We start from the raw sequence: 24,663 nt of genomic DNA, 5'->3' as shown, positions 1-24,663 counted from the left end.
AAGCTCCTTATATCACACTTTTTTTATTGCCCGATGTGGCGGCAACGACGAGTAGCAAACGATGAGTCTGAACCTGGTAAGTGAACAATTGCTGGCAGCAAATGGCCTGAATCATCAGGATCTGTTTTCCATCCTTGGTCAATTGACCGAGCGCCGACTCGACTACGGTGACCTCTATTTTCAGTCGAGCTATCACGAATCCTGGGTGCTGGAAGACAGTATCATCAAAGACGGGTCATACAACATCGACCAGGGCGTTGGTGTACGTGCGGTGAGCGGCGAGAAAACCGGTTTTGCCTACGCCGACCAAATCAGTCTGCTGGCACTGGAACAGAGTGCGCAGGCGGCGCGCACCATCGTGCGTGAGGCAGGCGATGGCCGTGTGCAAACGCTTGGCGCCGTTGAGCATCAGGGGCTCTATGCCAGCATTGATCCATTGCAAAGTATGAGCCGCGAAGAGAAGCTGGATATTTTGCGCCGTGTGGACAAAGTCGCCCGCGCGGCGGATAAGCGTGTGCAGGAAGTGTCCGCCAGTCTGACGGGCGTGTATGAATTGATTCTGGTTGCCGCGACGGACGGTACGCTGGCGGCGGATGTTCGCCCGCTGGTGCGTCTTTCTGTGAGTGTGCAGGTAGAAGACGACGGCAAACGCGAGCGCGGTTCCAGCGGCGGCGGCGGTCGTTTTGGCTATGACTGGTTCCTCAACGATGTCGACGGCGATGTACGTGCCGATGCCTGGGCAAAAGAAGCCGTGCGGATGGCGCTGGTGAATCTTTCTGCCGTGGCGGCGCCTGCCGGAACACTGCCTGTTGTACTGGGAGCCGGCTGGCCGGGCGTATTGCTGCACGAAGCGGTCGGACATGGCCTGGAAGGCGACTTTAACCGCCGTGGCACGTCAGTATTCAGTGGCCACATGGGCGAACTGGTAGCATCGGAACTTTGTACCGTTGTGGATGATGGTACCCTCGCCGATCGTCGTGGCTCCGTCTCTATCGATGATGAAGGTACGCCGGGTCAGTACAATGTGCTGATTGAAAACGGTGTGCTGAAAGGCTACATGCAGGATAAGTTGAATGCCCGTCTGATGGGCGTTGCGCCAACCGGTAACGGTCGTCGCGAATCTTACGCGCATCTGCCGATGCCGCGTATGACAAACACCTACATGCTGGCAGGGAAATCGACGCCGCAGGAGATCATTGAGTCGGTCGAGTTTGGTATTTATGCGCCGAACTTTGGCGGCGGTCAGGTTGATATCACCTCCGGTAAGTTCGTGTTCTCTACCTCTGAGGCCTACCTGATTGAGAAAGGTAAAGTGACAAAGCCGGTGAAAGGGGCAACCCTGATTGGCTCAGGCATTGAAGCCATGCAGCAGATTTCCATGGTGGGTAATGACCTGAAACTGGATAACGGCGTGGGGGTCTGCGGTAAAGAAGGCCAGAGCCTGCCAGTGGGCGTTGGTCAACCGACGCTCAAAGTGGACAACCTGACCGTCGGCGGCACGGCGTAATCGCGGTGAGTGTCCCGGCGGCGCCAGCGCTTAACCGGGTCACCACCATATAGCCCGGTTAAAGCGTTATGCCGCAACCGGGTTCACAACCCCCGTCCCTGTACGCCCTGATACAGCTTTGCGACCTCGGTAAAATACTCTGTCAGATAGTTAATACATACCTGCACCTTTAACGGCAATTTGTCTTTTTCGGTATACAGCGCCCAGACCGGACGCGGATCGGACTGATAGCGGCTAAACAAGATCTCCAGCGTCCCGTTATTGATCTCATTGATCGCCCACATCAAGGGTACATAGGCGATCCCGGCCCCGGCGGTAAGCCAGCGCGTCATGGTCATTGGATCGTTGGTGACAAAGCGACCCTGGGGGATCAGGCGAGTGGAAATGCCCTCTGGTGCTATCAGCTCAAATTCATTATCCGGCCTCACGCTGTATTCCAGCCATGAATGGTTCACCAGATCCGTGGGTTTTTCCGGAATGCCATATTGCGCCAGATAGCTTTTGGCCGCGCAGACGACCATCGGCATCGCGCCCAGGCGGCGTGAAAACAGGCTCGAATCCTGCAACGCGCCCACCCGGATGACCACATCCAGCCCGTCGGCAATCAGGTCCGGCGCCGGAATACCTGTCACCAGATTGACCGATAAACCAGGATATTCTTTCAGCATCGCGGCGGTCATCTGCGCGAGGACATTGTGCGCCATGGTTGAAGAACAACCAATGCGCAGCGTACCGATAGGCGTGTTATTAAAAGCGTATAGCTGCTCATGCACATCCTGCACTTCGTGCAGCATGCGTCGGCACCCCTGGTAGTAAATTTTCCCGGCTTCGGTGAGCCCAAGGCTACGTGTGCTGCGGTTTAGCAGCTTTACCTGTAGTTCATCTTCCAGCTTCGCCACCGTTTGACTGATGGATGACACGCTCATTTGTAACTGCCGCGCCGCGGCAGTAAACGAGCCTTGTTCCACCACTTTGGCGAATACCGACATGCGTTTCAGTCGTTCCATTATTCACTCTGGCTTAAAAGTGATTTAGATCACATAATATAGATAACAGCATAACAGTTACGTTAATATACTATTTGCTGAATAATTAACGTGCCGATCTCGCCTTGCTTCCTGCTCCGCTGCGGTGCGTATAAGAAATATTGTCGCCTGCATTCTCTCTAATCAAGGTCAACATGAGTCTGTTTCCCGTTATCGTGGTGTTCGGTCTGTCGTTCCCACCGATTTTTTTTGAATTGCTTTTGTCACTGGCGATCTTCTGGCTGGTGCGCCGCATGCTGATCCCAACCGGGATCTATGATTTTGTCTGGCATCCGGCGTTGTTCAACACTGCGCTTTACTGCTGCTTGTTTTACCTGCTGTCGCGTCTGTTTGTTTGAGGTTGAAGTGAAAACACTAACAAGAAATCTCTTTCGTACCGCCATCACCCTGGCGCTGGTTATCCTTGCTTTCATCGCTATTTTCCGCGCATGGGTGTACTACACAGAATCCCCCTGGACCCGCGATGCGCGCTTTAGCGCTGACGTGGTCGCTATCGCGCCTGACGTTGCCGGGTTAATTACCGACGTCAGTGTTCACGATAACCAACTGGTTAAAAAAGACCAGGTGCTGTTTACCATCGATCGGCCGCGTTACCAGAAAGCGCTGGAAGAGGCCGAAGCCGATGTCGCTTACTACCAGGCGCTGGAAAGTGAAAAGCGCCGTGAGGCCGGCCGCCGTAACCAGCTTGGCGTTCAGGCGATGTCCCGCGAAGAAATCGATCAGGCCAACAACGTCTTGCAGACAGTATTACATCAACTGGCTAAAGCGCAGGCCACGCGTGACCTGGCCAAACTGGATCTGGAACGTACGGTTATTCGCGCGCCGGCAGACGGCTGGATTACCAACCTGAATGTCTACGCCGGTGAGTTCATTACCCGTGGTTCTACTGCTGTTGCGCTGGTTAAGCAGAATTCCTTTTATGTTCAGGCTTATATGGAAGAGACCAAGCTCGAAGGCGTCCATCCGGGCTTCCGGGCTGAAATTACCCCGCTGGGCAGCAACCGCGTTCTGAAAGGTACCGTGGAAAGCGTGGCCGCCGGGGTGACCAATGCCAGCAGCAGCAACGACAGCAAAGGGATGGCGACCATTGACTCAAATCTTGAGTGGGTACGTCTGGCGCAACGCGTGCCGGTACGTATTCGCCTGGATGAGCAGCAGGGGAACCTTTGGCCGGCAGGTACGACGGCCACGGTTGTGGTAACGGGTCAAACCGATCGCGATGAGAGCCACGACTCTTTCTTCCGCAAACTGGCTCATCGCCTGCGTGAGTTTGGTTAATTACTATGGCTATGTTTTCCATCGCCAGTTACCACGTTCGCTTCGCGCTAAAACTGGCGTGCGCTATCGTACTGGCGCTGTTCGTCGGCTTTCATTTTCAACTGGAAACGCCGCGCTGGGCGGTATTGACGGCGGCGATTGTGGCGGCAGGTCCGGCTTTTGCTGCCGGGGGCGAACCCTGGTCGGGTGCGATTCGTTATCGCGGTATGTTGCGTATTATCGGTACCTTTATTGGCTGTATCGCCGCTCTGACCATTATCATCGCCATGATCCGTGCTCCATTCTTAATGTTGACGGTGTGTTGTATCTGGGCGGGGTTTTGTACCTGGCTTTCTTCGCTCGTCCGGGTGGAGAACTCTTATGCCTGGGGACTGGCGGGCTATACGGCGCTGATCATTGTTGTGACAATCCAGAGCGAACCGCTGCTGGCGCCTCAGTTTGCCGTTGAGCGTTGCAGTGAAATCGTCATCGGTATTGTCTGCGCCATTGCGGCAGATTTGCTGTTCTCTCCCCGTTCGATCAAACGCGAAATTGACCGCGAGGTGGACAGCCTGCTGGTGGCCCAATACCAGCTCATGCAGATGTGCATTAAACATGGCGACCCTGAAGAAGTGGATAAAGCCTGGGGAGCACTGGTGCGTCGCACGACTGCCCTGGAAGGGATGCGCAGCAACCTTAAAATTGAATCCTCCCGCTGGGGGCGCGCGAACCGTCGCCTGACCGCGATCAATACCTTGTCGCTTACGCTGATTACCCAGGCTTGTGAAACGTATCTGATCCAGAATACGCGACCCGAGCTGATGACCGACACATTCCGTGAGCTGTTCGACGCACCTGTAGAAACCGTTCAGGATGTGCACAGACAAATGAAGCGGATGCGCCGGGTGATTGCCTGGACCGGTGAACGCGAAACGCCCGTCACCATTTATAGCTGGGTCGGTGCGGCAACGCGGTATTTACTGCTCAAGCGCGGCGTGGTGAGCAATACCAAAATCAGTGCGACGGAAGAAGAGGTTCTGCGTGGCGAAGTGGTTATCAAACCGGCATCGGCGGAACGCCATCATGCGATGGTCAACTTCTGGCGTACCACTTTATCCTGCGGGTTAGGAACGTTGTTCTGGTTGTGGAGCGGCTGGACTTCAGGCAGTGGGACCATGGTGATGATCGCGGTGGTGACGTCGCTGGCAATGCGTCTGCCAAATCCGAAAATGGTGGCCATCGATTTTCTGATAGGTACGTTGGTCGCCCTGCCGGTCGGGGCGCTCTATTTTCTGTTTATTATTCCCTCGACGCAGCAGAGCATGCTGTTGCTCTGTATCAGCCTGGCTGTGCTGGCTTTTTTTGCCGGTATCGAGGTGCAGAAACGGCGGCTGGGATCGCTGGGCGCGCTGGCGAGTACCATTAATATTATCGTGCTCGATAACCCGATGACCTTTAAATTCAGTCAGTTTCTTGATAATGCGCTTGGGCAAATTATCGGCTGTGGATTGGCGCTGATCGTCATTTTACTGGTGCGGGATAATTCGCAGGCACGGACCGGACGTATGCTGCTCAACCAGTTTGTCTCGGCGGCCGTCTCGGCGATGACAACCAACAGCGCGCGACGGAAAGAGAACCATCTGCCTGCGCTCTATCAGCAGCTATTTTTATTGTTGAATAAGTTCCCTGGTGATGTGGCGAAATTCCGCCTGGCGCTGACGTTGATTATCGCTCATCAGCGTTTACGTGATGCGCCTGTACCGGTGAATGATGAGCTCTCGGCATTCCATCGACAGCTTCGCCGTACGGCAGACAGTGTCATCTCTGCCAGGTCGGACAGTAAACGACGGCGTTATTTCTCGCAGTTGCTGGAGGAACTGGGTGTCTATCAGGAGAAATTGCATCGCTGGGATGCGCCGCCGCAGGTGACAGAACCGGTAAAACGACTTGCCGGGATGTTACACAAATACCAGCATGCGCTAACCAGCAGCTAGAGCCGAAACCGACGCCAGAAGCGTCGGTTTTTTTATGGCTATACTTTACGGGAGCTTTTGGAAATCACAGATCGGGAGGACAAATGACAACGCAGGCATTGCAGGACAGCGAACTGTTCCAGACGGGTTATCTTGTCGATGGTGTCTGGAAATCGTTGGACACGACATTTGACGTACTGAACCCGGCAACGGGTGAGGTTATCGTAAAAGTCGCGAAAGCCGGGAAAAAAGAGACTGAAGCCGCTATCGCCGCAGCCTCAAGGGCTTTTCCCGCCTGGCGTGCGAAAACCGCAAAAGAGCGTTCCGCCATCCTCTACCGCTGGTACGAATTGATTATTGAAAACAAAAGCTGGTTGGGAAGGCTGATGACCACCGAACAGGGCAAGCCGTTAAAAGAAGCCGAAGGCGAGGTGGAATATGCTGCAAGCTTTATTCAATGGTTCGCCGAGCAAGCGAAGCGGGCTAATGGCGAAATTATTCCGCCGATAAAACCCGGTTCGCGTATTTTGGCGACTCGTGAACCGATAGGGGTGGTGGCAGCGATAACCCCCTGGAATTTCCCGATGGCCATGCTGACCCGTAAGCTGGGACCCGCGTTAGCCGCAGGATGTACGGGGGTGATTAAACCTGCCAATAACACTCCACTGAGCGCCTTTGCGCTCCTGGCGCTGGCAAAAAAAGCGGGTGTGCCGGACGGTGTGCTGAATGCGGTTGCCGGGAATACATCCGAAATCAGCGACGCGATCATGGCGAGTCATGAGGTACGCAAAATTTCCTTTACCGGATCTACCGCCGTGGGCAAAACATTGATGCGTAACGCGGCCGAAACCATGAAGAAAGTGTCGATGGAACTGGGGGGCAACGCGCCTTATATCGTCTTTGAAGATGCCGATATTGATGCGGCAGTCAAAGGGGCGATTGCCAACAAATTCCGTAATGCCGGGCAAGTGTGCGTGAGCGTAAACCGTTTCTACATCCATGAGTCGGTGTATAACGCTTTCACGCAAAAACTGGCAGAGGCGGTTAGTGCCCTCAAGGTCGGGAACGGTCTTGATGACGGTGTTATCGTCGGTCCGCTTATTGAAACTTCTGCCGTGGATAAAGTGCGTGAACACGTGGAAGATGCGGTCGCGAAAGGGGCGAAAATTCTGGCAGGTGGGAAAGCCCATGCGCTGGGGGGGAATTTCTGGCAACCCACCGTGCTGGGTGATTGCAGCGATGGCATGAAGCTGGCGAACGAAGAGACTTTTGGTCCGGTTGCTGCCTGTTTTCGTTTTACGACCGAGGATGAAGTTATCCAGCGCGCTAACGCAACGCCGTTTGGCCTGGCAGCCTATTTCTACACCCAAAACTTATCCCGCGTATTTCGCGTCTCCCAGGCGATTGAAAGTGGGATGATTGGTATTAATGAATGTGCGGTCTCCACTGAACTGGGGCCGTTTGGCGGCGTAAAAGAGTCTGGCCTGGGGCGGGAAGGCTCCGTTCTGGGGCTGGAAGAGTTTATGGAAGTCAAAACCCTGCATCTCGGGGGCTTGTAATGAAACGGGCGGCGTAAGCCGCCCGACAGGGCTGGATGGCGGACAATGAATATCTATACCTTCGATTTTGCTGAGATAGACACTCAACACATGTTCTATCGAGAATTTTCCCGCCGGTTTGCGCTCGCTGGAGCCAGCATTACCGATCTGGATTCATTATGGATAGCGGTGACGGAAAAGTTGCCGTTGCCGGTTGAAATTGAGTTCATTCATCTTAGCGAAACGCTGCGGCGTCGTTTTGGCGCGTTAATTCTCTTGTTTGATGAAGCAGAGGAAGAGCTGGAAGGTCAGTTGCGTTTTAACATCCGTTAATGCAGCAAAAAAAAAGCCCCCGACAGGCGGGGGCAAGTCGTCGGAGTAGACGACGAGGGTTTATTTGTAGAGTTCCGCCGTTGCGTGCCAGGTATCACCTTCCTGGAGTTCGGTCACGTGGTAGGCTTTCGCACCCGCCGCGTCCGCTTTGGCAGACAGTTCATCACGAATGCTCATTGGAGAACTTGCGGTCTGGGAAACAGAAATAGAGCCCATGGCCTGCATGTTTTGCGTTTGATTATCGGAAAGTTGGGTAGCTGCGCTGGCGCCAAATGAGATCAGTGAAGCTAAACCAAGGGCTGCGATGATGACGTTACGTTTCATTGTCTTTCTCCTCAATACTCAACGGCGAGAAGGTTTATACCGCTATTTTTATGCCTGGTGCCGCTGAGTGATGATGACATAGGGTTTTCGGTTAATTATTTATACAGTTCTGCAGTGGCGTGCCAGCTATCGCCCGTACGTGCTTCGATGATGCGATAAGAAGACGCACCTTGCTCTTCAGCTTTTTTGTTCAGTTCTGCACGCATATCCATGGGGGACGATGCAACGCCGCCGACAGAGACGGTACCTAATGACTGGCGGTTTTGCGCCTGGCCAGTATCAATAGAGCTCGCCGCAAAGGCGCCGAATGACAGAACAGAAAGAATGCTGAGTGTTGCTACAGTTGATTTGATTTTCATAATGCTTACCTCGTCGAATCGTAATTCCTGAGGGCTTTGTTTCGTGACCCTCATCACAAAATCAAGTATACACTAATAACGCGTAAAATTAATACTGAGCTAATTATTGCTATTGTAAGTAAGTGGTAAAGAAACCTTTTTTTATAGTCAAAAAGATATAAAAAACGGCTGTTCTTGCCCTGTGTGCATTTTTTTATTGTTGAAAATCAGTGTGATGAGTGGCTTTGATTTTTTGTGCGAAAACATTCATCACGTGAATGAAATGCGACAGAAATTCGCACATTGTGTTAAAACAAAGGGGCGGTAGAAAGAAAAAGACCGTTGGCGGGGCGTATCCCCGGCGTGAAACCGGGGAGCGAATTAAAGCTCTTGTTCGAACAGTACGAGGATGGCCTCGCAAAGTTCTTTGACCGTAAAGCCGCTTGCCGGGGTGATGAAAATGGTATCGTCACCGGCAATAGTGCCCAGAATACCTTCCGCTTTGCCCAGTGAGTCCAGCAAGCGCGCAATTAACTGCGCAGCACCCGGGCTGGTATGGATAACGACAATAGCGTCGTTGTAGTCGATATCAAGCACCAGATTTTTGAGCGGGCTGGAGGTGGTGGGAACGCCCATTTCGACGGGCAAACAGTAGACCATCTCCATTTTGGCGTTGCGCGTGCGCACCGCACCGAATTTAGTCAGCATGCGGGAGACTTTAGACTGATTGATATTGTCAAAGCCCTGTTCCTGTAACGCCAGAACAATCTCTCCCTGAGAACTAAATTTCTCTTCTTTAAGTAGCGCTTTAAACGCTTTAACTAATTCTTCTTGTTTTGCCGAGCTTCGCATAAGTCACCCGTATTAAGGCCGTGAAAACTACATTATTATGCACATGGATGAATTTTTATGCAAATAATCTGCTGGGGAAATAACTCAAATCTTCTTATGGTTCACGTGAATTTTATCAAATTACGTTATGGAACCCACTGTGTCATGTGTCGCAAATTCAAGCAAAAGTAAAATAAATGTTACTAGAATGATATTGTTTAGATGGATATCAGCGCTATATTGTAAACTCTCAATGTTAGTTGCTTGGTTTGCCGGTCCGACGGTCATGAAAGCCCATTATAATATTTTAAAAGCGTGCCATGCCGCAGAATTTTGGCTGGTTCGTTGCCATAATTATCAGGGTGAATTAAGGTCGCCGCAATGGAGTAACAAAATATTTAGCTAACCATAATAAGGAGTTTATGATGAAAGTTGCAGTCCTCGGCGCAGCTGGCGGCATCGGCCAGGCGTTAGCTCTACTACTTAAAACACAACTGCCTTCAGGTTCAGAACTCTCTCTCTACGATATTGCTCCTGTAACCCCTGGGGTTGCTGTTGACCTCAGCCATATTCCCACTGCTGTAAAAATTAAAGGCTTTTCTGGCGAAGACGCAACGCCTGCTCTGCACGGTGCGGATGTGGTGCTGATTTCCGCTGGCGTCGCGCGTAAACCAGGTATGGATCGCTCCGATCTCTTTAATGTGAATGCCGGCATTGTGAAAAACCTGGTCGCGCAAATCGCAAAAACCTGCCCTAAAGCCTGTATCGGCGTAATCACTAACCCGGTTAACACGACGGTGGCGATTGCGGCAGAAGTGCTGAAAAAAGCCGGTGTGTATGACAAAAACAAACTGTTCGGCGTAACGACGCTGGATATTATCCGTTCTAACACCTTCGTGGCAGAGCTGAAAGGTAAGCAGCCGGGCGAAGTCGAAGTGCCGGTCGTGGGTGGACATTCGGGCGTCACCATTCTGCCGTTGCTGTCGCAAATCCCGGGTGTCAGCTTCTCTGAACAGGAAATTGCCGATCTGACAAAACGTATTCAGAACGCGGGCACAGAGGTGGTCGAAGCGAAAGCGGGTGGCGGGTCAGCAACACTCTCCATGGGTCAGGCTGCCGCGCGCTTTGGCCTGTCGCTGGTGCGTGCGTTGCAGGGCGAAAAAGGCGTTGTTGAATGCGCTTATGTTGAAGGCGATGGTCAGTATGCCCGCTTCTTCTCTCAGCCGTTGCTGTTAGGTAAAAATGGTATTGAAGAACGCCAGGCGATTGGCAAATTAAGCGCATTTGAACAGCAGGCGCTGGAAGGGATGCTGGACACCCTGAAAAAAGATATTCAGCTCGGCGAAGATTTTGTTAACAAGTAAATAGCTGCCGTCGTCTGGTGTGCCGTTTGCCTCCAGAGATGCGCAAAAAAACCGGAGTTCATTGGGCTCCGGTTTTTTTATCGCGGCTAGTTGGTCGCCGGATATTCCTGGATCGTGACCTGCAGTTTCAGCTTCTTATCATCACGCATTACTTCAACCGGGATTTCTGACCCGGGACGGATTTCCGCGACCTGGTCCATGGTTTCCAGAGCAGAGACGGCCGGCTTACCATTTACGCTGACAATCACATCATTCACCTGAATACCGGCCCGGGCTGCAGGACCATCTGGCGAGACTTCATTGACCACAATTCCTTGTATCTGATCGATGCCGCCGCTCTGGGAATGCATAGGGGCGATTTCTCTCCCGCCGATACCGATATAGCCACGGATCACCCGACCATCACGAATCAACTTATCCATGATTTTCGTCGCGAGCTGGAAGGGGATAGCGAAGCCAATACCTTCCGGCGTCTCGCCATCGTTGCTTTTGTCGAAAGAGAGCGTATTGATGCCCATTAACTCCCCCAGCGAGTTCACCAGCGCGCCGCCGGAGTTGCCATGGTTGATGGAGGCATCCGTTTGTAGGAAATTCTGTCGACCGGTAGGGTTCAGGCCAATTCGCCCGGTGGCGCTGATGATCCCCTGGGTAATGGTTTGCCCCAGGTTATAGGGGTTACCAATCGCCAGTACCACATCACCAATATGCGGTACACGATGCGGATTGATCGGAATCACCGGCAGACCGCCTGTGGCGTTGATTTTCAACACCGCAAGGTCGGTAAGAGAATCCGAACCTACCAGAAGCGCTTCAAAAACGCGGCCATCCTGCAAGGCAACGATAATCTGGTCCGCATCGTTAATGACATGTTTATTCGTCACGATATAGCCGCGTTGATCCATGATCACCCCGGAACCCAGGGTACGGATTTCCAGACGATTATGCGATGACGTATTCATACTGCGGTTGTAGACATACACGACCGCGGGCGCAGCGCGGCGAACCGCCGGGTTATAGCTGGCGGGCGTTTCATCGGTACTGTCAAATTGCGTTGCGGTTAGCGGGTTATGCTGGCGTAGCGAAGGCAGGGCGGCGAGGATAATGCCACCAACCATCAAACCAATTGCTACCGAGCGTAAGAGCTTCAAAAACATGATGCGGGCGTCGTCATTAGGGAGTCGCAGCAGCATAACACGAGTTATCCGGACATCACATGCAGCGGTGATGTCCGGGATCGCATTTGCTTAACGTAGCAATAAATAGAGGGTTTCATTGCCGCGGATGATTTGCAGGGCAATGACCGATGGTTTAGTTTCAAGGATCTTGCGTAGCTCGGCAATAGACTGTACCTGCGTACGGTTAATGCCAATGATGACATCATCTTTACGCAGGCCTGCCTGAGCGGCCGCGCTGCCTTTTTCGACGTTCTCAATATTGATACCTTTCGTACCATCTTTGAGTTGACCGTCACTCAACGAGGCGCCCTGCAGCGCCGGGGAGATCAGTTCAGCGCTGGCGGAAGACGAAGTGCTCTTATCCAGGGTCACTTCAACATCCTGCGGTTTGCCATCGCGCAGGATGCCCAATTTCACTTTTGCGCCCGGTTCCGTCGTTGCAATGCGCGAACGCAGCTCGGCAAAGCTATTCAGCGGCTTGTCATTAAGGCTGACAATCACGTCGCCCGATTTAATGCCTGCTTTCGCCGAACCGGAGTTCGGTAATACTTCACTGACAAAGGCACCGCGCTGCACATTCAGGTTAAAGGCTTTGGCGATATCAGCACTCATCTCCGTGCCTTTAATACCCAGCAGGCCACGTTTGATTTCGCCGAACTGGATCAACTGGCGAGAAAGTGTTTGTGCCATATTACTGGGAATTGCAAAACCGATACCGACGCTGCCGCCGCTCGGCGCAAGGATCGCAGTGTTGATACCAATAAGCTCACCGTTCAGGTTCAGCAATGCGCCGCCAGAGTTACCGCGGTTAATCGAGGCATCTGTCTGGATAAAGTTTTCCAGCCCTTCGAGATTAAGTCCGCTTCGACCCAGCGCAGAAACAATCCCGGATGTCGCTGTTTGCCCCAGTCCGAACGGGTTCCCGACAGCAACGACAAAGTCGCCCACTCTTAATTTATCGGAATCGGCGATAGCGATTTGCGTCAGGTTGCTGGGATTTTGGAGCTGCAACAGCGCAATGTCGCTTTGATCGTCGCCGCCAATCAGTTTGGCCTCGAACTCGCGACCATCGTTGAGCTGGACATTGATTTTTTGCGCCTGGTTAATGACGTGGTTATTCGTCAATACGTAACCTTTTGCTGCATCGATAATGACACCGGAACCCAACCCTTCAAAAGGCTGAGCCTGCTGCTGTTCGGGCATCTCGTCGCCAAAATATTTTTTCAGTTCATCAGGGACTTTTTGTCCTTGTACCGCCGTACCTTCCACCTGCACGCTAACCACGGCAGGTAAAACTTTTTCCAGTACTGGCGCGAGGCTGGGAAGCGCTCCCTGGCCTGGAACCTGCGATGGCATCGCTGCCATAGTCTGGATGGGTGCCGAGAGAGATAACCCGACACTTAACGCTAACGCACTCAACAGCTGGGTTTGTTTCTTCATTGATGCTGGCTCTCGCAACCTAAAGTGAAAGGGAAAACGATGCAAAACAGTTTGATGTTATTGAAATTTCAATCGAGTAACAATGAGGTTAATGACTAAATGATAGCTGTGATTATAAAGACAGGACGGGCGCAACTTGTGCGCCCGTTAAAAATGCAGAAATTAAGTGATTATTTGCGGTTTGCGTTGCCGCGCAGCAAGCCGGATGCACCTTCGGAATAATCGCGAGGAATCTGCACCGGCGCCTGATCGTTGCCCGCTTCGGACTCCGCCAGACGGTTACGGAAAGGGTTATCCTCAGCAGACATTTCCGGCAGTAAGCTGCTGGAGCTTTTCGCCATGTGCTGATAAAGCTGGCGGTAATCATGCGCCATATTGTCGAGAAGCTCTGCGCTGCGAGCGAAGTGATTGACCAGCTCTTCACGGTACTCTTCAAGTTCTGCTTTATTTTTTTCCAGCTCGTACTGCATTGCCTGTTGCTGGCGTAATTTCCGGTTTCCAAAACGCATGGCCACAGCACCAATGATGACGCCGACGACTAACCCAATTAGCGCGTATTCCCAGGTCATGTACTTCTCCCATTGTCTTATGGTTCCGTAGGGTAATAGCTGCAAGCTCCTTGCCTGCGCCTGATTATGCCACTATAACCGCTATTCGCGCAGAAGTGGAATCCCGACGCGGCATCGCGTAGGGTAGAACGACCTTTTTTTCGCCAACCCTGTGGGCAGGATCGATTTTCAAGGAATAACGATAACACCATGCAGAGCCTTACCCCGACATCGCGTTACCTCAATGCCCTCAACGAGGGTAGCCATCAGCCGGATGATGTGCAAAAAGAAGCTGTTAGCCGTCTTGATCTCATTTACCAGCAGATTGTGACTAAAGAACAATCGGCCCCGCAAAGCGGCGGGTTGATGGCGAAATTTGGCAAATTGTTGGGTAAGCGTGAGCCCACCACGCAGACCCCCGTACGCGGCCTTTATATGTGGGGGGGCGTCGGGCGGGGTAAAACCTGGCTGATGGACCTCTTTTATCAAAGCCTGCCAGGGGAGCGGAAACAGCGTCTGCACTTCCACCGTTTTATGCTGCGTGTGCATGAGGAATTAACGCAACTACAGGGGCATAGTGACCCCCTGGAGATTGTCGCCGACCATTTCAAAGCCGAAACTGATGTGCTCTGCTTTGATGAATTTTTCGTGTCGGATATCACCGACGCCATGTTGCTCGGCGGATTAATGAAGGCACTCTTCGCCAGAGGGATTACCCTGGTCGCCACCTCGAATATTCCACCGGACGAACTTTATCGTAACGGGTTGCAACGGGCGCGTTTTTTACCGGCCATTGATGCCATCAAACAGCACTGTGATGTGATGAATGTCGATGCCGGTGTGGATTATCGTCTGCGTACACTGACCCAGGCCCATCTGTGGCTTTCGCCCTTAACCGAAGAGACGCAGCAGCAGATGGATAAACTCTGGCAAGCGCTGGCAGGGGCAAAACGTACTCATTCCCCGGAATTAGAAGTCAATCATCGCCCGCTGGCGACGCTGGGCGTGGAAAATCAGACGCTGGCCGTATCGTTCGCCACGCTGTGTGTGGATGCCCGCAGTCAACATGACTATATTGCGCTCTCTCGTCTGTATCACACCGTCATGCTGTTTGATGTTCCCGTCATGACGTCGCTGATGGAGAATGAGGCGCGGCGTTTTATCGCGCTGGTGGATGAATTCTATGAGCGCCATGTGAAACTGGTGGTGAGCGCGGCGGTTCCGCTGTACGAGATTTACCAGGGCGAGCGACTGAAATTCGAATTCCAGCGTTGCCTGTCACGTCTACAGGAGATGCAGAGCGAAGAGTACCTCAAGCGGCAGCATATGCCATAAATGATACCCTCTCACTGTGGGCGATGGGCTGGTGGGAAGACGCTAAATGGCATAACCCCCTACCGAAAAACCCTCTTCAAATCACAAATAGGGGTCGATCTTTGACCCCGACTTCTCTATAATCCTGCGACCCCACGTTACAAGAAGGTTTTTTTCCCAAAACTTTCTCTGCGCCGGCATAGGCTATTCGAAGGGGTAGGTTTGCTGGACAATGTCGTGTGAACCTCAACTGACTAAACGTTTGGGTGTTCACCAACGTGTAACTTATTATTTGGGTAAGCTTTTAATGAAAACTTTTACAGCTAAACCAGAAACCGTACAACGCGACTGGTATGTTGTTGACGCGACAGGTAAAACTCTGGGCCGTCTGGCTACTGAACTGGCACGTCGCCTGCGCGGTAAGCATAAAGCGGAATACACTCCGCACGTTGATACAGGTGACTACATCATCGTTCTGAACGCAGAAAAAGTTGCTGTAACCGGCAACAAGCGCGAAGACAAAATGTACTACCACCACACCGGCCACATCGGTGGTATCAAAGAAGCGACCTTTGAAGAGATGATTGCCCGCCGTCCTGAGCGTGTGATTGAAATCGCGGTTAAAGGCATGCTGCCAAAAGGCCCGCTGGGTCGTGCTATGTACCGTAAACTGAAAGTTTACGCTGGCAACGAGCACAACCACGCGGCACAGCAACCGCAAGTTCTTGACATCTAATCGGGATTATAGGCAATGGCTGAAAATCAATACTACGGCACTGGTCGCCGCAAAAGCTCCGCCGCTCGCGTGTTCATCAAACCGGGCAACGGTAAAATCGTAATCAACCAGCGTTCTCTGGAACAGTACTTCGGTCGTGAAACTGCCCGCATGGTAGTTCGTCAGCCGCTGGAACTGGTCGACATGGTTGAGAAACTGGATCTGTACATCACTGTTAAAGGTGGTGGTATCTCTGGTCAGGCTGGTGCGATCCGTCACGGTATCACCCGCGCTCTGATGGAGTACGACGAGTCCCTGCGTTCTGAACTGCGTAAAGCTGGCTTCGTCACTCGTGACGCTCGTCAGGTTGAACGTAAGAAAGTCGGCCTGCGTAAAGCACGTCGCCGTCCGCAGTACTCCAAACGTTAATTGCTTTCTGCGAAAGCAGAACGATTGGCGAAAAACCCGGTTTATACCGGGTTTTTTTATGGATAAAAATCACGTTATCCACAGTAACGAGTTGATTCGCGCTTCTTTTTCAGCATTTCCAGAATCCCCTCACCACAAAGCCCGCAAAATCTGGTAAACTATCATCCAATTTTCTGCCCAAATGCCTGGGATTGTTCATTTTTTGTTTGATTTTTAAACGAGAGTGACTGTGCGCGTGGGTGGGTTACCAACATCTCGCCGGTCAAAGTAAGACTGGTTGCAGTAAAAATACTGAATATACCTGGAGGTTTTCATGGCTGTCGCTGCCAACAAACGTTCGGTAATGACGCTGTTTTCTGGTCCTGTTGACATCTATAGCCATCAGGTCCGTATCGTGCTGGCAGAAAAAGGTGTCAGCTTCGAAATTGAGCACGTGGAAAAGGATAATCCTCCTCAGGATCTGATTGACCTCAACCCGAATCAAAGCGTACCGACTCTTGTCGATCGTGAACTCACTCTGTGGGAATCACGCATTATCATGGAATACCTGGATGAGCGTTTTCCTCATCCGCCGCTGATGCCGGTTTATCCGGTTGCGCGTGGTGAAAGCCGTCTTTACATGCATCGCATTGAGAAAGACTGGTATTCGCTGATGGAAGTGATCATGTCCAGCAGCGGCGCGCAGGCCGATAACGCCCGCCGTCAACTGCGTGAAGAACTGATGCAGATTGCTCCGGTGTTCGGCCAGAAGCCGTACTTCCTGAGTGATGAATTCAGCCTGGTGGATTGCTACCTGGCGCCGTTGCTGTGGCGTTTGCCGATTCTGGGTATTGAACTCAGCGGCGCAGGCTCGAAAGAGCTGAAAGGCTACATGACACGTGTTTTCGAACGCGATTCATTCCTCGCGTCTCTGACAGAAGCCGAGCGCGAAATGCGCCTGGGCCGGGGCTAAGCGAATGGACTTGTCGCAACTGACACCGCGCCGTCCTTACCTGTTGCGGGCCTTTTATGAGTGGTTGCTCGATAACCAGCTCACCCCGCATCTGGTCGTTGACGTAACGTTGCCGGGTGTGCGTGTGCCCATGGAGTATGCGCGCGACGGACAAATCGTGTTGAATATCGCGCCGCGAGCCGTGGGTAATCTTGAACTGGCGAATGATGAAGTGCGTTTTAACGCGCGCTTTGGCGGCGTCCCGCGTCAGGTTGCTGTGCCGCTGGCCGCTGTGCTTGCCATCTACGCCCGTGAAAACGGTGCGGGCACGATGTTTGAGCCTGAAACGGCTTACGATGAAGATGTGGCCACGGTGAATGACGACGACGAAACCGCTCAGCCGGACAGTGAGACGGTGATGTCGGTTATTGATGGCGACAAACCCGATCATGCGGACGATAACGATCCGGATGATGATCCTCCACCACGTGGCGGGCGTCCATCGCTGCGTGTCGTGAAGTAACATAAAAGCAGGGTCAATCGACCCTGCTTTTTTTTACGTCAGCAACCCCGGTGCCAGCCAACAGGCGATCGTTTCGCGCATGACCTTCCGCCTTGTGGCCAGTGCTTCCGGACGCTTAAGATCCTGCTGATAGATGATCGACAGCGTCGACTGGTTAATCAGATAGAAAAATCCCAGCGCTGACATGGTGATGTTGAGCTGCATCGCATCGATACCGGGGCGGATCGTTCCATCCTGCTGGCCGCGGTCCAGAATGCGTTGGGTTATTGAAAGCCAACTGCTGTTGATGGGGACAATCGTATCCACTTCCTTGAGATGGCGAGCTTTGAGCTGGTTCTCACTGTTAAGCAACTGGATAAACTCCGGGTTCTCAAGATAGTAGTGCCAGGTGAAATCCATCAGTTCAAGTACCGCGTCGCGGGCAGGCAGATGATCCAGCTCCAGCGCGGCCTCTTTGGTGCGGATATCCTGGTACGCGACCTGTAAGACATGGGTAAACAGCGTATCCTTGTTCTCAAAATAATAATAAATCAGCTGCTTGTTCACATTTGCCGTCGCGGCGATCTGATCAATCCTTGCCCCGTCAAAACCCTTCTCAGCGAACTCCTTTTTGGCCGCATCAAGGATCAGGCTTTTTGTGAGATCTGGATCATGCCTACGCTTTGTTCTGGCTTCCCCTTTCATAGATCCTCCATTCAATTTATTGTTTTAATTGTAGTTTTAAATAAATCAACCAGTTGGTTGATTTTGAGAAGTCGATCATGAATTTAATTTTTCTCTCTTTCTATACTGCTTTTACCATTTCAACTGTTTAGTTGAAATGTTTGGCACTCATCAGGGAGTATGCTCATGATCCATTCGCAACGTCCGGTAGCATTAGTGACAGGCTCGACACGGGGAATTGGTAAAGCGTGCGCGTTGGCGCTTGCCAGAGCCGGGTTTCACGTCGCAATCAACGGACGCGATAACGAAGAAGGTCGCGCCCGACAACAAGCCATGGTAGCGGAATTAGAACAATTTGGCATCGAAGCTCTGGCGTTACCGGGTGATGTTTCAGATTTAATTATTCAGCAAGGGATGCTGGACACCGTTTTGCAACGCTGGGGGCGACTGGACTGCCTTGTCAACAACGCCGGGACGGCGGCAAAGCAGCGTGGCGATCTGCTTGAGGTCACGCCGGATAATTACCAGTACTGTCAGGACGTCAACACCAGGGCAATGTTCTTCTTTTGCCAAAAAGCGGCGCGCGCCATGCTTTCGCAGGGTGAGCTTAATAATCAGCACCGCTCTATTATCAACATCACTTCCTGTAGCGCCCACAGCTTATCGATTTCTCGCGGGGAATATTGCGTATCGAAAGCAGCCGCCAGCATGGTGACGCAACTTTTTGCGCTGCGCCTGGCGGAAGAAGGCATCGGTGTTTATGAAATTCGCCCTGGTATCATCGAAACTGACATGACCAGCGGTGTGAAACCGAAGTATGACCAGTTGATCGGCGGCGGTCTGGTGCCGATGAAACGCTGGGGCCAGCCGACGGACATTGCCGTGGTCGTCGATGCGCTGGCAAACGGCAACTTACCTTTCACTGTCGGTCAAATTATTGATGTCGACGGCGGCCTGAACAAATCCCACTTTTAATTGCGAGGCACAGCAATGGCGATAATATCCGTTGGCATCATTATGCATGGCGTAACCGGGCGGATGGGCAAAAATCAGCATCTGATCCGCTCCATCGTGGCAATTCGTGAGCAGGGCGGTGTTGAGCTGGCGAACGGCGACAGACTCATGCCGGACCCGATCCTGATTGGTCGTAATGAAGAAAAAATTGCCGCACTGGCGAAACAAACCGGTATCAGCCGTTGGGGCACGGATCTGGATGCGGCGCTGGCTAACCCAAACGATACTATCTTCTTTGATGCCGCCACGACGCAGGCGCGCCCCGGCTTGCTGAAAAAAGCCATCGCTGCCGGTAAGCACATCTATTGCGAGAAACCGGTAGCGGTCAGCCTGTCAGAGGCCGTCGAGCTTTATCATTATGCAGAGCAGCAGGGCGTTTGCCACGGCGTGGTACAGGACAAACTGTGGTTGCCGGGGCTGCGTAAACTGCAGATGCTCAATCAGGCGGGCTTCTTTGGTCAGGTGTTGTCGGTGCGCGGTGAGTTTGGCTACTGGGTGTTTGAGGGCGACTTGCAGCCGACCCAGCGCCCATCATGGAACTACCGACAGGAAGATGGCGGCGGCATTATTCTCGATATGATCTGCCACTGGCGTTATGTCGTCGACAACCTGTTTGGCGAAATCAAAAGCATCAGTTGCCTGGGTGCGACCCATATTCCGCAACGTTTTGATGAGCAGGGGAACGCCTACAAAGCCACCGCTGATGACGCCGCCTACGCCACCTTCGAGCTGCATAATGGCACCATCGTGCAGATCAACAGCTCCTGGTGTGTCCGGGTGCGCCGCGATGATTTGGTGACTTTCCAGGTGGATGGCGTGAACGGTTCTGCGGTCGCGGGGCTGACCGACTGTCTGACGCAATCACGTGTGAACACCCCGAAACCGGTCTGGAACCCGGATGTTCGCCAGACACATGACTTCTTCGAAGACTGGGCTCCAGTACCTGATACCACGACTTATGACAACGCTTTCAAAGTGCAATGGGAACTCTTCCTGCGCCATGTTCACGGTGAAATCGACTTCCGCTGGAACCTGCTGGAAGGGGCAAAAGGGGTACAACTGGTTGAACTGGCGCTGCAAAGCTGGAAAGAACGCCGCTGGGTCGATGTTCCGTCACTGGTGCGCTAAGGAGGCCATATGCAACAGCCCGATCCACGTCGTTTATCGCTGAATACCGCCACCGTCCGTAAGCAGTGGTCACTGGATAAGATCATCGACGGCTGCGCCCGTCATGAAATTCGCGGCATCTCGCCGTGGCGCGATCAGGTTCAGGCACTGGGTCTGGAACGTACCGCGCAGATGATTCGCAGTAACGAACTGACCGTCAGCGGCTATTGCCGCGGCGGGATGTTCCCCGGTATTGATGAGGCGGCACGCCGTGCGGCGGATGACGATAACCGCCGGGCGGTAGATGAAGCGCTGGCAGTGAATGCCGCCTGTCTGGTGCTGGTGGTGGGCGGCTTGCCGGGTGATTCGAAAGATATTGCCGGCGCACGTAGCCAGGTACGGGATGGTCTGGGCCGCCTGCTGGAGTATTCGCGCAAGGTGGGAATGCCGCTGGCGATTGAGCCGCTGCACCCCATGTATGCAGCGGACCGCGCCTGCATAAACACCCTGGAGCAGGCCAACGACGTGTGCGATGAACTGGGTGACGACGGGTTAGGGATGGCCGTCGATCTTTATCACACCTGGTGGGATCCGAAGTTTTTCCAGCAGATCGAACGTGCCGGACGGAAACGTATCCTGGGTTTCCATATCTGCGACTGGCTGGTGCCGACACAGCATCTGCTGCTCGATCGCGGCATGATGGGCGATGGGGTGATCGACATTCGCGCAGCCCGTCAGGCGGTGGAGGCGCTGGGGTATCAGGGGGCGCATGAAGTGGAGATTTTCTCCGAACATAACTGGTGGCAACGTGACCCGGATTCGGTGCTCGCTACCTGCAAAGCGCGTCATTTAACGCATTGTTAATCAGATTTTGGCTGTATCTGATGTCTCGTCAGTCTTACCAGGTTAGTCGAGGGAATTATGAATACAGATACAAAAAAGATGATACTGGTGTCGGTGCTGTGTGGCCTGGGCTACATGATGTACTCCGTCGACCGTATGACTGTCTCCTCCGCCATTGGACTTATCGCGACGGATTTTGGGCTCGGTAGAGCCCAGTCCGGTATCCTGATGAGTTCATTCTTCTATGGCTTTATTGGCTTCTTGTTTATCTCCGGGATCATTGCCGACAAACTCAGCGGCAAGCCGGTACTCATTCTTGGCTTAGTGATGTTCTCGCTTGCGACGATCCTGACCGGGGTGGCGGGTAGCCTGACGTCGCTTATCTTTTACCGCGTAATGACCGGTATCGGCGAAGGGGTCTTCTGGCCCGCCGCATCGCTGGAAGTGGCCAACGTTACCACCGAAAAACAACGCACGACGGTGATGTCACTTTACTGGATGGGATACCCGATTGGCGGCTTCTTCGGTACCTGGCTCGGCGCGATGCTCGGCCCGGTATACGGCTGGCGTGTCGTGTTTTATGTGGCCGGGGCGCTTGGCTTGCTGGTGGCGCTGGCGTACGCCGTGATGGTGAAAAACGCGCCGAAAAAAGTGGTTGTCGCTACGACAAAAGAGAAAGTGCCGTTAAAACAGCTGTTCCGTAACCAGTCCGTGATGCTGATGGCGTTCTATTACTTCCTGCTGCTGAGCGGCTGGTGGATTGTGCTGCTGTGGGCGCCGACCTTCCTGATGAATGTGAAACAGTTGCCAATCAGTACCGCAGGGACGATTGCCAGCCTGCTGGGTCTGACCGGCGCACTGGGAGGCTTCCTGCTTGGGCGTTTGTGTGACCGTGGTGACTTCTCGCGTAAACGTGCGGTGCTGATTGGTATTACTCTGGCCAGCAGCCTGCTGATGGCGGCGATGGTGCTGCAACTGCCGGTCTTTGCGGTGGTGATTCTGGTGCTGTTCCTGGGACTGCTTGGTTATCCGATAACACCGCTGGTCCTCTCCTTTACCGCCGAACTGGTGCCGCCACAGCTTCGCGGCTCAGCCATTGGTTTTGTGATGAATGTCGGCATGACGGCCGGTGGGATTTCACCCGTCCTGGCGGGCTATTTCGCGGATAAATATTCCATGTCTGCCGTCTGGTTCGTCGCGGCCTGCGTGATGGTTGTCAGTTCGGTACTGCTGCTGGGAGTGCGTAAAGCGCCCAGGCCAGTGACAGAGATGGAAATATCCGGCCTGTCATCACGCGTTTAACGAGGTAATACATGAGCACAGCGATCCCGCAATCGATCCTGGAAGCGCTTACGAATGTCTCCATGCCGCGTCACGTCAAGATGGCGCAACCGCAACAGACGCTGGAGGTGGAGGGGTACCGCATTCCGGTTTACCACAGCGAGGCGTTAGTGGTCGGCAGCGGTGCCGCCGGGCTGCGCGCCGCAGTAGAGCTGCGGCGGCGCAAAGTGGACGTGCTGGTGGCGACACAAACCTTGTTCTGGGGGACGTCGGCCTGTTCCGGTTCTGATAAACAGACCCTGCATACCGCCTCTACCAGCTTTCGCGGTGATAATTTTACGGCGCTTGCCAACGCCATTGGCGCCGGTGGCGCGATGGACGCCGACACGGCGTACGTTGAGGCGGTCGGTTCGGTGGAAGCCTTTATCGGCCTGAAAAGCATGGGGCTTCCCTTGCCGGAGGATCGTTACGGCGCCGTGTTGCGCTATCAGACCGATCACGATGAAGTGGGTCGCGCAACCAGCTGTGGGCCACGTACTTCCCGCCTGATGGTCAAAGTGCTGGCGGAAGAGGCGGCGCTGCTGGGTGTGCCGTTTGTCGATCACGCGACGGCGGTGCGTCTGCTCACCGAAGGGGAAGGGGAGCAGCGCCGGGTTGCCGGGGTACTGGCCATTGTGAAAGGCGCGCGGCAGGAGGATAACCCGTGGGGGCTGTGCCTGATGCGCAGCGCGACGGTGGTCCTGGCGGCCGGTGGGCCGGGTGAACTGTTCCGCGATAGCGTCTACCCGAAACGGTGTTTTGGCTCGCTGGGGCTGGCGCTGGAGGCGGGGATTGCGACGGTCAACCTGACGGAACATCAGTTTGGTATTGGCACGCGGCGGGATGAGTTTCCCTGGAATCTTTCCGGCACCTATGTGCAGAGCATGCCTTATATCTACTCGGTAGACGAGCAGGGCGAGGAGCATAACTTCCTTGCCCGCTACTACCGCACCACGCGTGAACTGGCCTCGAATATCTTCCGTAAGGGATATCAATGGCCGATTCATGCCACGCGGATGCTGGATTTTGGCTCCAGCCTGGTGGATTTGGCAATCTACAATGAGTCGCAGGCCGGGCGTACTATCTACATGGATTTTAACCGCAATCCGCTGCCGGTGCCGGGTGATGAACCGTTCGCCCTCGGCAATCTGGATGAGGATGTGTACCACTATCTGCGCAATAACGATGCCTGTCTGGAGCTGCCCATCGCGCGCCTGCAACGGATGAATCCACTGGCCATAGAACTCTACAAGCATCACGGGCATGACCTGACCACCAAGCCGCTGCCGTTTAATGTGAACCACCAGCATATGAATGGCGGGATTGCGGTGGATATATGGGGTCACTCGTCGTTAAGCGGCTGCTATGCGATTGGCGAAGCGGCGGGCACCCACGGGGTGACACGCCCCGGCGGCGCGGCGCTGAATGCCGGGCAGGTTTTCGGGCTGCGCTGTGCGAAGCATATCGCGGCGACGCCGCGCGTCGCATCGGACTCCCTTTTTGCCCGCGAAACGGCCGAACTCCTGCAGCAGATCCTGCATGACAGCAGCCATCCTCAGGCGCTGCGGATTGATGATATTCGCGACGAAATCCAGCAGCGCATGAGTGAGCGTGCCGGGTTTGTCTGCGATGCCGCGCAGGTACCTGACGCCGTTGAGGCGGCACGTCGACTCAATCAACGTATTGCGCGAAACGGGGTGGCAATAACCCATCCAAACCAGGCGGCGTTTAGCCTCCAGTGGCGGCAGATGGCGCTGGCATCGGAAGCCTTACTGGTGGCGCTGGAAAACTATATTGCCCGCGGCGGTGGCAGTCGCGGCGCGAGGATGTTGTGCTCGGCGCAGGGAGATGTCGCGCCGCAAACGCGCGAAGGCGTAATGTCTGAGTTTCGTTTCATCTCTGAAAAAGCGGAGCACCGGCAGGAGCAAATACAGGTGACATGGCGCAACGGCGAGTTTATTGTCGATCGGCGGCCATTACGCGCACTTGACGATCTTTCGACGATCTTCTTTGAGAAGAACTGGCCGGATTATCTGACGGAGGAGATCTACCGGCGTTAATACCTTACCCAGGCTACGTGAGAGCGCGTAGCCTGGGTAAGCGAAGCGCCACCCGAAATAGCCCTGCTCA

At 53.7% G+C, this 24,663-nt stretch carries 25 protein-coding genes; 17 read left to right on the top strand and 8 right to left on the bottom strand.

Annotation, left to right across the window (positions count from 1 at the left end; translation table 11 throughout):
* The first annotated feature begins 61 nt into the window (after positions 1-61).
* Positions 62-1,507, top strand: coding sequence for a metalloprotease TldD (tldD, locus tag L2097_RS21410; RefSeq protein ID WP_142517375.1), 1,446 nt, complete (start codon positions 62-64; stop codon positions 1,505-1,507).
* Positions 1,508-1,590: 83 nt separating this feature from the next.
* Here the strand turns inward: tldD and aaeR are convergent, their stop codons facing one another.
* On the bottom strand, positions 1,591-2,514 hold the full coding sequence (gene aaeR / locus L2097_RS21405; RefSeq protein WP_047372908.1) for an HTH-type transcriptional activator AaeR: 924 nt from the start codon (positions 2,512-2,514) through the stop codon (positions 1,591-1,593).
* Between the two features lie 173 nt (positions 2,515-2,687).
* Here aaeR and aaeX point away from each other — a divergent pair, with 173 nt between their 5' ends.
* The 5 genes from aaeX to L2097_RS21380 all read left to right on the top strand — a co-directional run bounded on the left by aaeX (position 2,688) and on the right by L2097_RS21380 (position 7,654).
* A complete protein-coding gene (gene aaeX / locus L2097_RS21400; RefSeq protein WP_039077415.1) occupies positions 2,688-2,891 on the top strand; it encodes a p-hydroxybenzoic acid efflux pump operon protein AaeX in 204 nt (67 codons plus the stop codon).
* A gap of 7 nt (positions 2,892-2,898) precedes the next feature.
* Complete coding sequence (gene aaeA / locus L2097_RS21395; protein ID WP_047373466.1) at positions 2,899-3,831, top strand: p-hydroxybenzoic acid efflux pump subunit AaeA; 933 nt, start codon at positions 2,899-2,901, stop codon at positions 3,829-3,831.
* Positions 3,832-3,836: 5 nt separating this feature from the next.
* Positions 3,837-5,804 carry a p-hydroxybenzoic acid efflux pump subunit AaeB gene (gene aaeB / locus L2097_RS21390; protein WP_047372909.1) on the top strand — a complete coding sequence of 656 codons (1,968 nt, stop codon included), beginning with the start codon at positions 3,837-3,839 and terminating at the stop codon, positions 5,802-5,804.
* Positions 5,805-5,887: 83 nt separating this feature from the next.
* Positions 5,888-7,342 carry an NAD-dependent succinate-semialdehyde dehydrogenase gene (locus L2097_RS21385; protein WP_047372910.1) on the top strand — a complete coding sequence of 485 codons (1,455 nt, stop codon included), beginning with the start codon at positions 5,888-5,890 and terminating at the stop codon, positions 7,340-7,342.
* Between the two features lie 45 nt (positions 7,343-7,387).
* On the top strand, positions 7,388-7,654 hold the full coding sequence (locus tag L2097_RS21380; protein ID WP_047372911.1) for a barstar family protein: 267 nt from the start codon (positions 7,388-7,390) through the stop codon (positions 7,652-7,654).
* A 60-nt stretch (positions 7,655-7,714) separates the two neighbouring features.
* Here L2097_RS21380 and yhcN (L2097_RS21375) read toward each other — a convergent pair whose 3' ends face one another.
* The 3 genes from yhcN (L2097_RS21375) to argR all read right to left on the bottom strand — a co-directional run bounded on the left by yhcN (L2097_RS21375) (position 7,715) and on the right by argR (position 9,168).
* Positions 7,715-7,978, bottom strand: a complete 264-nt coding sequence (yhcN, locus tag L2097_RS21375; RefSeq protein ID WP_103278289.1) for a peroxide/acid stress response protein YhcN — start codon at positions 7,976-7,978, stop codon at positions 7,715-7,717.
* A gap of 95 nt (positions 7,979-8,073) precedes the next feature.
* Positions 8,074-8,337: a peroxide/acid stress response protein YhcN gene (gene yhcN / locus L2097_RS21370; protein ID WP_250353630.1), complete on the bottom strand. Its 264-nt coding sequence runs from the start codon at positions 8,335-8,337 to the stop codon at positions 8,074-8,076.
* Positions 8,338-8,697: 360 nt separating this feature from the next.
* Positions 8,698-9,168, bottom strand: coding sequence for a transcriptional regulator ArgR (argR, locus tag L2097_RS21365; protein ID WP_047372914.1), 471 nt, complete (start codon positions 9,166-9,168; stop codon positions 8,698-8,700).
* 404 nt (positions 9,169-9,572) lie between these two features.
* Between argR and mdh the strand changes: the two genes are divergently transcribed.
* Complete coding sequence (mdh, locus tag L2097_RS21360; RefSeq protein ID WP_047372915.1) at positions 9,573-10,511, top strand: malate dehydrogenase; 939 nt, start codon at positions 9,573-9,575, stop codon at positions 10,509-10,511.
* 86 nt (positions 10,512-10,597) lie between these two features.
* Here mdh and degS read toward each other — a convergent pair whose 3' ends face one another.
* The 3 genes from degS to zapG all read right to left on the bottom strand — a co-directional run bounded on the left by degS (position 10,598) and on the right by zapG (position 13,695).
* The gene (gene degS, locus L2097_RS21355) at positions 10,598-11,665 is read right to left on the bottom strand and encodes an outer membrane-stress sensor serine endopeptidase DegS (RefSeq protein ID WP_047373467.1); all 1,068 of its coding nucleotides are present in this window, start codon (positions 11,663-11,665) and stop codon (positions 10,598-10,600) included.
* 90 nt (positions 11,666-11,755) lie between these two features.
* Positions 11,756-13,126 carry a serine endoprotease DegQ gene (gene degQ / locus L2097_RS21350; RefSeq protein ID WP_047372916.1) on the bottom strand — a complete coding sequence of 457 codons (1,371 nt, stop codon included), beginning with the start codon at positions 13,124-13,126 and terminating at the stop codon, positions 11,756-11,758.
* 170 nt (positions 13,127-13,296) lie between these two features.
* Positions 13,297-13,695, bottom strand: a complete 399-nt coding sequence (gene zapG / locus L2097_RS21345; RefSeq protein ID WP_047372917.1) for a Z-ring associated protein ZapG — start codon at positions 13,693-13,695, stop codon at positions 13,297-13,299.
* 189 nt (positions 13,696-13,884) lie between these two features.
* Here zapG and zapE point away from each other — a divergent pair, with 189 nt between their 5' ends.
* The 5 genes from zapE (at position 13,885) to sspB (ending at position 17,586) form a co-directional block, all read left to right on the top strand.
* A complete protein-coding gene (zapE, locus tag L2097_RS21340; RefSeq protein WP_047372918.1) occupies positions 13,885-15,009 on the top strand; it encodes a cell division protein ZapE in 1,125 nt (374 codons plus the stop codon).
* Positions 15,010-15,295: 286 nt separating this feature from the next.
* The gene (rplM, locus tag L2097_RS21335; protein ID WP_013364512.1) at positions 15,296-15,724 is read left to right on the top strand and encodes a 50S ribosomal protein L13; all 429 of its coding nucleotides are present in this window, start codon (positions 15,296-15,298) and stop codon (positions 15,722-15,724) included.
* Between the two features lie 15 nt (positions 15,725-15,739).
* Positions 15,740-16,132: a 30S ribosomal protein S9 gene (gene rpsI, locus L2097_RS21330; RefSeq protein WP_002437466.1), complete on the top strand. Its 393-nt coding sequence runs from the start codon at positions 15,740-15,742 to the stop codon at positions 16,130-16,132.
* A 313-nt stretch (positions 16,133-16,445) separates the two neighbouring features.
* Entirely contained in the window at positions 16,446-17,084 is a 639-nt protein-coding gene (gene sspA, locus L2097_RS21325) for a stringent starvation protein SspA (RefSeq protein ID WP_039077427.1), read from the top strand.
* Positions 17,085-17,088: 4 nt separating this feature from the next.
* Positions 17,089-17,586: a ClpXP protease specificity-enhancing factor gene (gene sspB, locus L2097_RS21320; protein WP_085005570.1), complete on the top strand. Its 498-nt coding sequence runs from the start codon at positions 17,089-17,091 to the stop codon at positions 17,584-17,586.
* Between the two features lie 33 nt (positions 17,587-17,619).
* Here sspB and L2097_RS21315 read toward each other — a convergent pair whose 3' ends face one another.
* Positions 17,620-18,270: a TetR/AcrR family transcriptional regulator gene (locus L2097_RS21315; RefSeq protein ID WP_047372920.1), complete on the bottom strand. Its 651-nt coding sequence runs from the start codon at positions 18,268-18,270 to the stop codon at positions 17,620-17,622.
* A 165-nt stretch (positions 18,271-18,435) separates the two neighbouring features.
* On the opposite strand from L2097_RS21315, the gene L2097_RS21310 reads away from it, so the two are divergent.
* The 5 genes from L2097_RS21310 to L2097_RS21290 are packed head-to-tail and all read left to right on the top strand — an operon-like array spanning position 18,436 to position 24,593.
* Positions 18,436-19,224, top strand: coding sequence for a 3-ketoacyl-ACP reductase (locus L2097_RS21310; protein ID WP_250353629.1), 789 nt, complete (start codon positions 18,436-18,438; stop codon positions 19,222-19,224).
* A gap of 15 nt (positions 19,225-19,239) precedes the next feature.
* Positions 19,240-20,391, top strand: a complete 1,152-nt coding sequence (locus tag L2097_RS21305; RefSeq protein WP_047372922.1) for a Gfo/Idh/MocA family protein — start codon at positions 19,240-19,242, stop codon at positions 20,389-20,391.
* A 9-nt stretch (positions 20,392-20,400) separates the two neighbouring features.
* A complete protein-coding gene (locus L2097_RS21300; protein WP_250353628.1) occupies positions 20,401-21,234 on the top strand; it encodes a sugar phosphate isomerase/epimerase family protein in 834 nt (277 codons plus the stop codon).
* Positions 21,235-21,291: 57 nt separating this feature from the next.
* Positions 21,292-22,515: an MFS transporter gene (locus L2097_RS21295; RefSeq protein WP_250353627.1), complete on the top strand. Its 1,224-nt coding sequence runs from the start codon at positions 21,292-21,294 to the stop codon at positions 22,513-22,515.
* 11 nt (positions 22,516-22,526) lie between these two features.
* On the top strand, positions 22,527-24,593 hold the full coding sequence (locus L2097_RS21290) for an FAD-binding protein (protein WP_250353626.1): 2,067 nt from the start codon (positions 22,527-22,529) through the stop codon (positions 24,591-24,593).
* Positions 24,594-24,663: the final 70 nt, after the last annotated feature.

The sequence above is a fragment of the Citrobacter sp. MNAZ 1397 genome, assembly GCF_023613995.1.
In the GTDB taxonomy this organism is placed as follows: Bacteria; Pseudomonadota; Gammaproteobacteria; order Enterobacterales; family Enterobacteriaceae; genus Phytobacter; species Phytobacter ursingii.
The sequence above is the reverse complement of the archived record's forward strand: the minus strand, read 5'-3'. Positions and strand labels throughout refer to the sequence as shown.

Coding starts and splice junctions, on each gene's coding strand:
- tldD (WP_142517375.1), top strand. CDS start 62: ATGAGTCTGAACCTGGTAAGTGAACAATTGCTGGCAGCAAATGGCCTG.
- aaeR (WP_047372908.1), bottom strand. CDS start 2,514: ATGGAACGACTGAAACGCATGTCGGTATTCGCCAAAGTGGTGGAACAA.
- aaeX (WP_039077415.1), top strand. CDS start 2,688: ATGAGTCTGTTTCCCGTTATCGTGGTGTTCGGTCTGTCGTTCCCACCG.
- aaeB (WP_047372909.1), top strand. CDS start 3,837: ATGGCTATGTTTTCCATCGCCAGTTACCACGTTCGCTTCGCGCTAAAA.
- L2097_RS21385 (WP_047372910.1), top strand. CDS start 5,888: ATGACAACGCAGGCATTGCAGGACAGCGAACTGTTCCAGACGGGTTAT.
- L2097_RS21380 (WP_047372911.1), top strand. CDS start 7,388: ATGAATATCTATACCTTCGATTTTGCTGAGATAGACACTCAACACATG.
- yhcN (WP_103278289.1), bottom strand. CDS start 7,978: ATGAAACGTAACGTCATCATCGCAGCCCTTGGTTTAGCTTCACTGATC.
- yhcN (WP_250353630.1), bottom strand. CDS start 8,337: ATGAAAATCAAATCAACTGTAGCAACACTCAGCATTCTTTCTGTTCTG.
- argR (WP_047372914.1), bottom strand. CDS start 9,168: ATGCGAAGCTCGGCAAAACAAGAAGAATTAGTTAAAGCGTTTAAAGCG.
- mdh (WP_047372915.1), top strand. CDS start 9,573: ATGAAAGTTGCAGTCCTCGGCGCAGCTGGCGGCATCGGCCAGGCGTTA.
- degS (WP_047373467.1), bottom strand. CDS start 11,665: ATGTTTTTGAAGCTCTTACGCTCGGTAGCAATTGGTTTGATGGTTGGT.
- degQ (WP_047372916.1), bottom strand. CDS start 13,126: ATGAAGAAACAAACCCAGCTGTTGAGTGCGTTAGCGTTAAGTGTCGGG.
- zapG (WP_047372917.1), bottom strand. CDS start 13,695: ATGACCTGGGAATACGCGCTAATTGGGTTAGTCGTCGGCGTCATCATT.
- zapE (WP_047372918.1), top strand. CDS start 13,885: ATGCAGAGCCTTACCCCGACATCGCGTTACCTCAATGCCCTCAACGAG.
- rplM (WP_013364512.1), top strand. CDS start 15,296: ATGAAAACTTTTACAGCTAAACCAGAAACCGTACAACGCGACTGGTAT.
- rpsI (WP_002437466.1), top strand. CDS start 15,740: ATGGCTGAAAATCAATACTACGGCACTGGTCGCCGCAAAAGCTCCGCC.
- sspA (WP_039077427.1), top strand. CDS start 16,446: ATGGCTGTCGCTGCCAACAAACGTTCGGTAATGACGCTGTTTTCTGGT.
- sspB (WP_085005570.1), top strand. CDS start 17,089: ATGGACTTGTCGCAACTGACACCGCGCCGTCCTTACCTGTTGCGGGCC.
- L2097_RS21315 (WP_047372920.1), bottom strand. CDS start 18,270: ATGAAAGGGGAAGCCAGAACAAAGCGTAGGCATGATCCAGATCTCACA.
- L2097_RS21310 (WP_250353629.1), top strand. CDS start 18,436: ATGATCCATTCGCAACGTCCGGTAGCATTAGTGACAGGCTCGACACGG.
- L2097_RS21305 (WP_047372922.1), top strand. CDS start 19,240: ATGGCGATAATATCCGTTGGCATCATTATGCATGGCGTAACCGGGCGG.
- L2097_RS21300 (WP_250353628.1), top strand. CDS start 20,401: ATGCAACAGCCCGATCCACGTCGTTTATCGCTGAATACCGCCACCGTC.
- L2097_RS21295 (WP_250353627.1), top strand. CDS start 21,292: ATGAATACAGATACAAAAAAGATGATACTGGTGTCGGTGCTGTGTGGC.
- L2097_RS21290 (WP_250353626.1), top strand. CDS start 22,527: ATGAGCACAGCGATCCCGCAATCGATCCTGGAAGCGCTTACGAATGTC.